This is a genomic window from Thermodesulfobium sp. 4217-1 (genome assembly GCF_039822205.1).
Classification (GTDB): Bacteria; Thermodesulfobiota; Thermodesulfobiia; order Thermodesulfobiales; family Thermodesulfobiaceae; genus Thermodesulfobium.
The window spans coordinates 56,879-63,330 of the sequence record NZ_JBAGBW010000012.1 but is presented as its reverse complement, the minus strand read 5'-3'; the positions used below and the strand labels follow the sequence as shown (position 1 = coordinate 63,330).

The 6,452-nt window shown below is 36.8% G+C and carries 10 protein-coding genes; 1 reads left to right on the top strand and 9 read right to left on the bottom strand.

Annotated elements, in window-relative coordinates:
- Positions 1–3: 3 nt before the first annotated feature.
- Positions 4–174 carry an endonuclease V gene (locus tag V4762_RS10055; RefSeq protein ID WP_458646945.1) on the top strand — a complete coding sequence of 57 codons (171 nt, stop codon included), beginning with the start codon at positions 4–6 and terminating at the stop codon, positions 172–174.
- On the opposite strand, the gene V4762_RS06045 is transcribed toward V4762_RS10055, so the two are convergent.
- From V4762_RS06045 to V4762_RS06005, 9 genes are all read right to left on the bottom strand, one after another.
- The gene (locus V4762_RS06045; RefSeq protein ID WP_347314887.1) at positions 152–1,291 is read right to left on the bottom strand and encodes a glycosyltransferase family protein; all 1,140 of its coding nucleotides are present in this window, start codon (positions 1,289–1,291) and stop codon (positions 152–154) included. The two genes, V4762_RS10055 and V4762_RS06045, sit on opposite strands and share 23 nt — an antisense overlap.
- Positions 1,292–1,729 carry a hypothetical protein gene (locus V4762_RS06040; RefSeq protein WP_347314886.1) on the bottom strand — a complete coding sequence of 146 codons (438 nt, stop codon included), beginning with the start codon at positions 1,727–1,729 and terminating at the stop codon, positions 1,292–1,294. It lies immediately after the preceding gene.
- Positions 1,730–1,794: 65 nt separating this feature from the next.
- Entirely contained in the window at positions 1,795–3,048 is a 1,254-nt protein-coding gene (locus tag V4762_RS06035; RefSeq protein ID WP_347314885.1) for an AAA-type ATPase lid domain-containing protein, read from the bottom strand.
- A gap of 12 nt (positions 3,049–3,060) precedes the next feature.
- Positions 3,061–3,936 (bottom strand): ATP-binding protein, encoded by an 876-nt coding sequence (locus V4762_RS06030; protein WP_347314884.1) that lies wholly within the window; start codon positions 3,934–3,936, stop codon positions 3,061–3,063.
- Positions 3,926–4,780, bottom strand: a complete 855-nt coding sequence (locus tag V4762_RS06025; RefSeq protein ID WP_347314883.1) for an ATP-binding protein — start codon at positions 4,778–4,780, stop codon at positions 3,926–3,928. The genes V4762_RS06030 and V4762_RS06025 overlap by 11 nt, the downstream gene beginning before the upstream one ends.
- Positions 4,777–5,139 carry a NifB/NifX family molybdenum-iron cluster-binding protein gene (locus V4762_RS06020; protein WP_347314882.1) on the bottom strand — a complete coding sequence of 121 codons (363 nt, stop codon included), beginning with the start codon at positions 5,137–5,139 and terminating at the stop codon, positions 4,777–4,779. The genes V4762_RS06025 and V4762_RS06020 overlap by 4 nt, the downstream gene beginning before the upstream one ends.
- A gap of 60 nt (positions 5,140–5,199) precedes the next feature.
- Entirely contained in the window at positions 5,200–5,505 is a 306-nt protein-coding gene (locus tag V4762_RS06015; protein WP_347314881.1) for a DUF5320 domain-containing protein, read from the bottom strand.
- Positions 5,506–5,526: 21 nt separating this feature from the next.
- Complete coding sequence (locus V4762_RS06010) at positions 5,527–5,736, bottom strand: hypothetical protein (RefSeq protein ID WP_347314880.1); 210 nt, start codon at positions 5,734–5,736, stop codon at positions 5,527–5,529.
- Between the two features lie 32 nt (positions 5,737–5,768).
- Positions 5,769–6,350 (bottom strand): DUF5320 domain-containing protein, encoded by a 582-nt coding sequence (locus tag V4762_RS06005; protein WP_347314879.1) that lies wholly within the window; start codon positions 6,348–6,350, stop codon positions 5,769–5,771.
- Positions 6,351–6,452: the final 102 nt, after the last annotated feature.

The following is a 6,452-nucleotide window of genomic DNA, read 5'->3' as shown; positions in this document are numbered from 1 at the left end:
ACCATAGGCGCAGTTCTGAGAACAAAAGACAATACATCTGCCTTATATATTTCTGTGGGCAATATGATTGATTTGACAAGCGCAATAGAGATAACTCTAAAATGTTCATTTTCAAGGATACCCGAGCCTCTGAAGATTGCAGATAAGCTTTCTAAAATAATGGCTGAGGCTTAACGTGTATGTTTGAGAATATTAAATTGCCCAAATCTTTTTGATAGGATTCATCGTTTAGTTTATTTATTATTTTTTCAGACGCCTCAATTAAAAGTTGCTGATTTTTAAGAACGTACTCTACCTTGTCCCACATATTTTCGTATGGGAATAGCACTTCAGGAAATATATTTTCTCCAAGTAAGATGTTTGGAAGGAGAAAGCATATCCTCTTTTCGTTGTATTTCGGAGGGATGAATACCTGATTTGATTTTTCAAGTTTTTTCTTGTAAAACCAGAAATCCCACGGATGTATTCTATATACCCCTACAAATGGCATTTTTTCATTTACCAATCTTAATACCATTGTCCCTGATGTTGCTATCGATGCGTCAACTCTCTTTACTGTTCTCTCTTCTACGCTAATATTCTTTGATATCAATATTTTAAATATATTTTTTTCGAGAGGCCCAAATGGAAATATGTTAAAGGTAAAGTCCTTCTGTTTGTTTATGCACTCATCTAAAACAAAGGGCATAATCCAATCTACCTCCTGCGATCTACTTCCTGGAAATATGCCAATATTGGTTTTCCCCTTGCCAAAAGTAAGAGCCCTAGTTGGAAAGAGTCTGTTTTCATCGTCGAGTATTGGATTTTTAATTAGAAAAGTCTTTTTCCTTGTGTTTTCGTATGCGCTTAGGTAGAACTTGTAAGGCACGAGGAAAAGATCAAACGGTTCTGACATATTATTCATCTCATCTTGAGTCTTGCCCCATGGCCCCGGTGGGAAAAGATATATAAAAGGCGATTTTATTCCAATAGATCTTAATTTTTTTGCCAATCTAACGTTTGTCCCCCCAAAATCTACAAATATCAGAATATCAGGGTTTATATCTTTAATCTTTTCACTAACTGCTCTGATGTAATTTGTAACTGCTAAAGCCTTTTGGATGGATTTTACCAATCCTATAGCGCTAAGTTTGCTTGTGTCGTAAAGAATCTCGCAATCTATTTTTTCTGTAAGAAAGTTTGACGAGGCAGCATAAAGCTTGAAGGGTTGGATTTTCTCGATTGATTTAAGTAAGCTTAAAGATATTTCTTCTGCTGATCGCTCTGCTGTAAAAAGTGCAATCTTGAGCAACTACCACATACCGCTGTCTAATTCAGATGGCTTTTCTACTAGAAGATAATCTGTTTGTCTAATGACTCCCTGATCGATATCTGTTGCGTAAGCAGATTCTATTTCGTATTCGTTCATTAAACCGGTGGAGTCAACTTTTATTCTTATAATTGCCGAAAGGTTTGCAGGGATATCCACGTAATAGAATCCTTTGTCTTTTGGAAGAGGCTGATTGTTGGTGGTGGTGGCTATAGCTTTTACGCCTGATGAATATTTAAGGTATATGTATACTCTTATCTGATTTGGTGTTAGATTTTGGATAGTGTGGAAGAAAAGCGATTGCGTAAATGGATAAGTGCTGTATGGTATTACATACGAACTAATAGGATCGCCTTGACTGACACTTATAGATGCCGCCATGGCATTTGTTTGAATTAGCGTTAAAAGAAATACCATCAAAAAGATCACTTTTCTCATGATTAATTATTTTATCACAAAAATTATTAACATAAAACTCAGCCATATTAATCTTTTATCGATCTATTTGACCGAGGTACGACAATTTCTAATTTTTTTAGCTTTCTAAAAAAAGTGCTCCTTGTCAAACCAAGGTCCTTTGCTGCCAAGTCTCTATTAAAGCCATTTTTTTTGAGAGCGTTTAGGATAATCTCTTTTTCTTTATGATTTACCCCCTCTTTTATATTAAAATCCTTTTGTATATATTCTGGCAGGTGAGCTACGTCAATAATTTCTTCTGAGCACATAAGGATGGCCCTTTCAATAATATTTCTTAACTCTTCTATATTTTCTGGATAATCATAGCTATTGAGCGCATTTATGGCATTTTGAGTAAAACCAGATATTTTTTTGTCATAGATTTTACTGAAGTGAAAGAGGAAGCTTTCTGCACAAAAAATAATGTCTTCCTTTCGAAATCTTAAAGGTATTATTTCGAATCTGAATTCATTTATAATAAAATAAAACTCATCTCTTGGAAGACAATCTTCTGACGATGAAAAAATTATTAATTTGTTATTTTCATCAAGATTGCCCAGCTTTTTCAGAAAATTAGACAATTTTTCCTTAAAGTCTTTTGTTATGTAATCCATATCCATTATGTGTACAGCGTTAAAATCAGAAAATATCCTTTCAAGGTTTAAGTCTTTAACAGTCTTCAAAGAAAATTCTGCAAAATTCTTGATGCCTTTGCTCTTCAGTATCCATTTGAAAAGGGCGCTCTTACCTGTTCCTTGCTCGCCGATAATATAGAGTTTGTTTGTATTTGGCAGGGCACTTTTTAAAAACGAAAAGCTTTTTTGCATCATCAGATTTTTGCTCTTAAAACAAAAATCTTCTTCAACTTTTAGGATTTCTTCTCTTAATGCCATTATTTCAGATTGATCTCTAAATACTTGTGCTACGCTTACTATTTCATTTGATAAATTTTTTATCAAGACGTTTGACACGCTGATAAAAACCTTGTTCCCTGAAGAATCTATTATATAGCCGTGTCTTTTTGTGCATTCATTTTTTTCAAGCGTCTCCCTTATGGGGCAGTTGTTTATGCACATGTTTGATCTGAAAACGTCATAGCACTTTTTGCCCATTGCTTCTTTTTCTGACACCCCCGTGATATGTTCGGCTGCTTTATTGAAAAAAATTATCTTGAAATCCATATCAACCGCATATATGCCATCGCTTACACTGTTTAGCAAAAGAGAGCCAATGTCAGGTGAGCTTATATTTTGAATATCAAAAAGGGCTATGACGTTTTTCAATATGACTCCTTATTAATTAACTTTTAATCTTTCCCACATATCAATTATATCCTGTGCTGATGGTATATTTGATTCTACAATTGTTTTTGCTTCTATTTGAGCTTTGGTTACTAATTTATCATATCTAATCTTTCCTATAACCTTCGCACCTAACTCTTTTGCAACGCTCTCAATTTTTTCTGACATATCCAGATTGAGATCAAATTTGTTTATACAGATATAAGGTTTTATCCTGAAGTGATTTGCAAGGGACAATACCCTTTCAAGATCGTGAATGCCAGAGAGCGTAGGTTCGGTAACTACTAAAACGTCTGTGGCCCCTGTAATAGACGCTATTACAGGGCATCCTATTCCAGGAGGTCCATCAATGATAATCAATTTTTTGTCCTTTTCTTGCGCAAGCTTTTTTGCTTCGCTTCTGATTAAAGCGACGAGTTTTCCAGAATTTTCTGCTGCAATACCTAATTTTGCGTGTACCATAAACCCAACTCTTGTCTCTGATTTCATCCATTCTCCACAAAGTCTTTCTGGGAAATCTATCGCCTTTTCAGGGCAAAATTCGACACATACTTTGCAACCCTCACAGGATGATGGTTCTACGCTAAATTTAGCGTTATTGTTCGCCTTTATAGCATCAAATCTACACAAATCTTTACATATTCCACATCCTGCACACTTTTCTTGATTTATTTCAGCAATGTGGCCACTATAAAAGTCCTGTCTTTCAATTGAAATTGGCTTTAGCAAGAGATATAAATCTGCTGCATCTACGTCGCAATCCGCAACTATACAATCTTGCGATAGGTATGCAAGAGAAGCGCTGATGCTCGTCTTGCCAGTTCCGCCTTTGCCGCTAATTACCACAATCTCTCTTGGCCTATTGTCCATTTTGAATCACCACACCAATCTTTGTCAAAACTTCTTCAAAACTTTTTCTATATTCTGGCAGATTGTCCAAGATTGTTTTGCCGTTTGAATACAATTCTGCTATCCTTCTGTCATCAGGGATCTCTAAAATAATAGGGATATTTTCATCTTTACAATATCTGTGCACCCTGTCGTCGCCTGAGCCCACTCTGTTTATTGCAACGGCGAATTTTTTATTGAGCTTTCGCGACACTTCAACCGCTAAGACCAAATCGTTTAACCCAAATGGAGTTGGCTCGGTTACAAGAATTATATAGTCTGCATCTTTTATTGCTTCTATCACAGGGCAAGAGGTTCCTGGGGGTGCATCTATTATGTTTAAAGTGTCTTTTCCCTCAAGCTTTTTTACTGCTCCAATTAATGGGGGACTCAGCGGACTTCCAACGTCTAAAAGGCCATCAATCAGGTTTATTTTTCCTAAGCTGTAAAAATTGATTAATCCAATCCTGTGGTCCACTTCGTGAATGGCTTTTGGTTGACATACAAGAGTACAACCTCCACACGAGTGGCACATTTCTTTAAACACAACAGGCTTTCCTTTAAGGGACATTATTGCATTGTATTGACAGAAATTACTGCATGCTCCGCACTCTGTACAGATGCTTTCGTCAACCTCTGGAATTTTTATGTTTACAATTTCCTCTTTAATCTTTGTCCCTTTTATAAATATGTGAGAATTTGGTTCTTCTACGTCACAATCTAACAAAGTTACCTGTCCATATTTTTCGGCTGCTACCATTGCAAGGTTGGTAGCGATGGTAGTCTTGCCTGTGCCGCCCTTTCCTGATGCAACAGCTAAAGTCATCTCCAATGCCCACCTTTAGTTGGTGAATTTGATATCTGTAGTCTTCCTCCATTAAGCTCTTCAATAGCCTCTCTAACGGTTTTAGAATTTGAAAGATATATTTTTATATCGTTTCCAGCAAGAACATTAAATGCATTTGGTCCACAGTTTCCCGTAACCAATGCCTCTACTTTGGCATCAACTAATTTTTTTGCAGCGCTAATTCCTGCTCCGTGAGCAGACTCTACGCCCGCCATATTTTCCAATGTCTGAGATTCATTGGTTTCTGTATCATAAATTATAAAATACATTGCCCTTCCAAATCTCTGGTCAAATTCTGAATCTAAATTATCTCCTTGTGATGTAAACGCTACTTTCATACTTACCTCCTATAATATATGATCTTTAAGGGAAGGCCTAAGCCTCCCCTTAACTACACCCTATTCGGTTTCTTTTCCAATAGACCCCAGCCTGTTTTTTATTGCTGCGACAGCAGATTCAAGGGCATTAAGCTGATTTTGCAATATATTTTTTTCAGCTTGCGGATCGTTATATATTGAAGCTCTCATCAAGCCAAACCCTCTGCCAAAACCAGAAAATCCTCTGCCCATGCATCGAGCGAATCCTCTGCCCATTCTAAAGCCTGAGCCTACAAAACCAGGCTGCGCATTTCCAGAGCAGTATCCGAATCCTCTGCCAGTCATTGGTCCTTGTCCCATCGGTCCTGTTCCATCACCTCTTGGCATTTCTGTCACCTCCTTTCATAGTTATATTCTTAAAAATCCTAAAAACCACAAAAGTAAGAAAACTGCAGTCCATCCAAGCACTAGTTCAACCCTGCCCATTATTAGAGAGACAATAAGCCCTAAAAAGAATATTAAAAACAGTACCGACGACCTGCTGCTTGTAATAGCGCTGCCATAAAAACTCCTTTGTCCTCCAACCCAGCGAGGATTACATCTTCTAATACCTCTCATAATTTTCTACTCCTTATGATATCCGCAGACTCTTAACCTCTAATCATCATCGTTTGGCATTTTGGACATTTTTCCTGGACGCAAGGCACTCCTGGTTTGTGAGGAATCCTTGTACCGCAATTTGGGCACAGACATTCACCTCCAGGGCCAAAGCCCTGTCCTCCCATGCGACCTTTTCTCATACCCTGACCTGCTTGACCAGATCCCATCGGTCCTGTTCCATCGCCTCTTGGCATTTGTATCACTCCTTTTAAGATAATATTTTTTGCAAGACAGCCCTTTCTAAACCTGTTTTGTTTGCAGCCTGGCATTAGAAGGCTGTTTAGGTTGTGCCCCTTTATAAATGCTAAAAGAACATCTTCTTTATTTCCAGAAATAAAAGAATTTACTTTAGTATATGCAGATATCTGAGATTCAAGCTGTCTGCTAACTGCACCACAGATAACCAGGTCAACGCTGTTTTTAAGAAAGAAATCAAAGATATTTAACAAATCGACTTTATAAACTTTCCTACCAGTTATTTCGCCTTCAGTTATCTCGACAATTTCTATATCGTTTGATGAATCGAAAACTGGAGCAATGATTTCTTTATATATAGATAACGCAATCTTCAAGTTTATCTTCCTTTCAATAAAAATTTTAGTATCATTTATTACACTATACATTATATCATAAAGTGTCAATAATGACACTAAATAAAATAAAAAAAAGAGGTT

Excerpts from the sequence above, each read along its gene's own strand:
- V4762_RS06030 (WP_347314884.1), bottom strand. The coding sequence starts at position 3,936 with ATGGACAATAGGCCAAGAGAGATTGTGGTAATTAGCGGCAAAGGCGGA.
- V4762_RS06025 (WP_347314883.1), bottom strand. The coding sequence starts at position 4,780 with ATGACTTTAGCTGTTGCATCAGGAAAGGGCGGCACAGGCAAGACTACC.
- V4762_RS06020 (WP_347314882.1), bottom strand. The coding sequence starts at position 5,139 with ATGAAAGTAGCGTTTACATCACAAGGAGATAATTTAGATTCAGAATTT.
- V4762_RS06015 (WP_347314881.1), bottom strand. The coding sequence starts at position 5,505 with ATGCCAAGAGGTGATGGAACAGGACCGATGGGACAAGGACCAATGACT.
- V4762_RS06010 (WP_347314880.1), bottom strand. The coding sequence starts at position 5,736 with ATGAGAGGTATTAGAAGATGTAATCCTCGCTGGGTTGGAGGACAAAGG.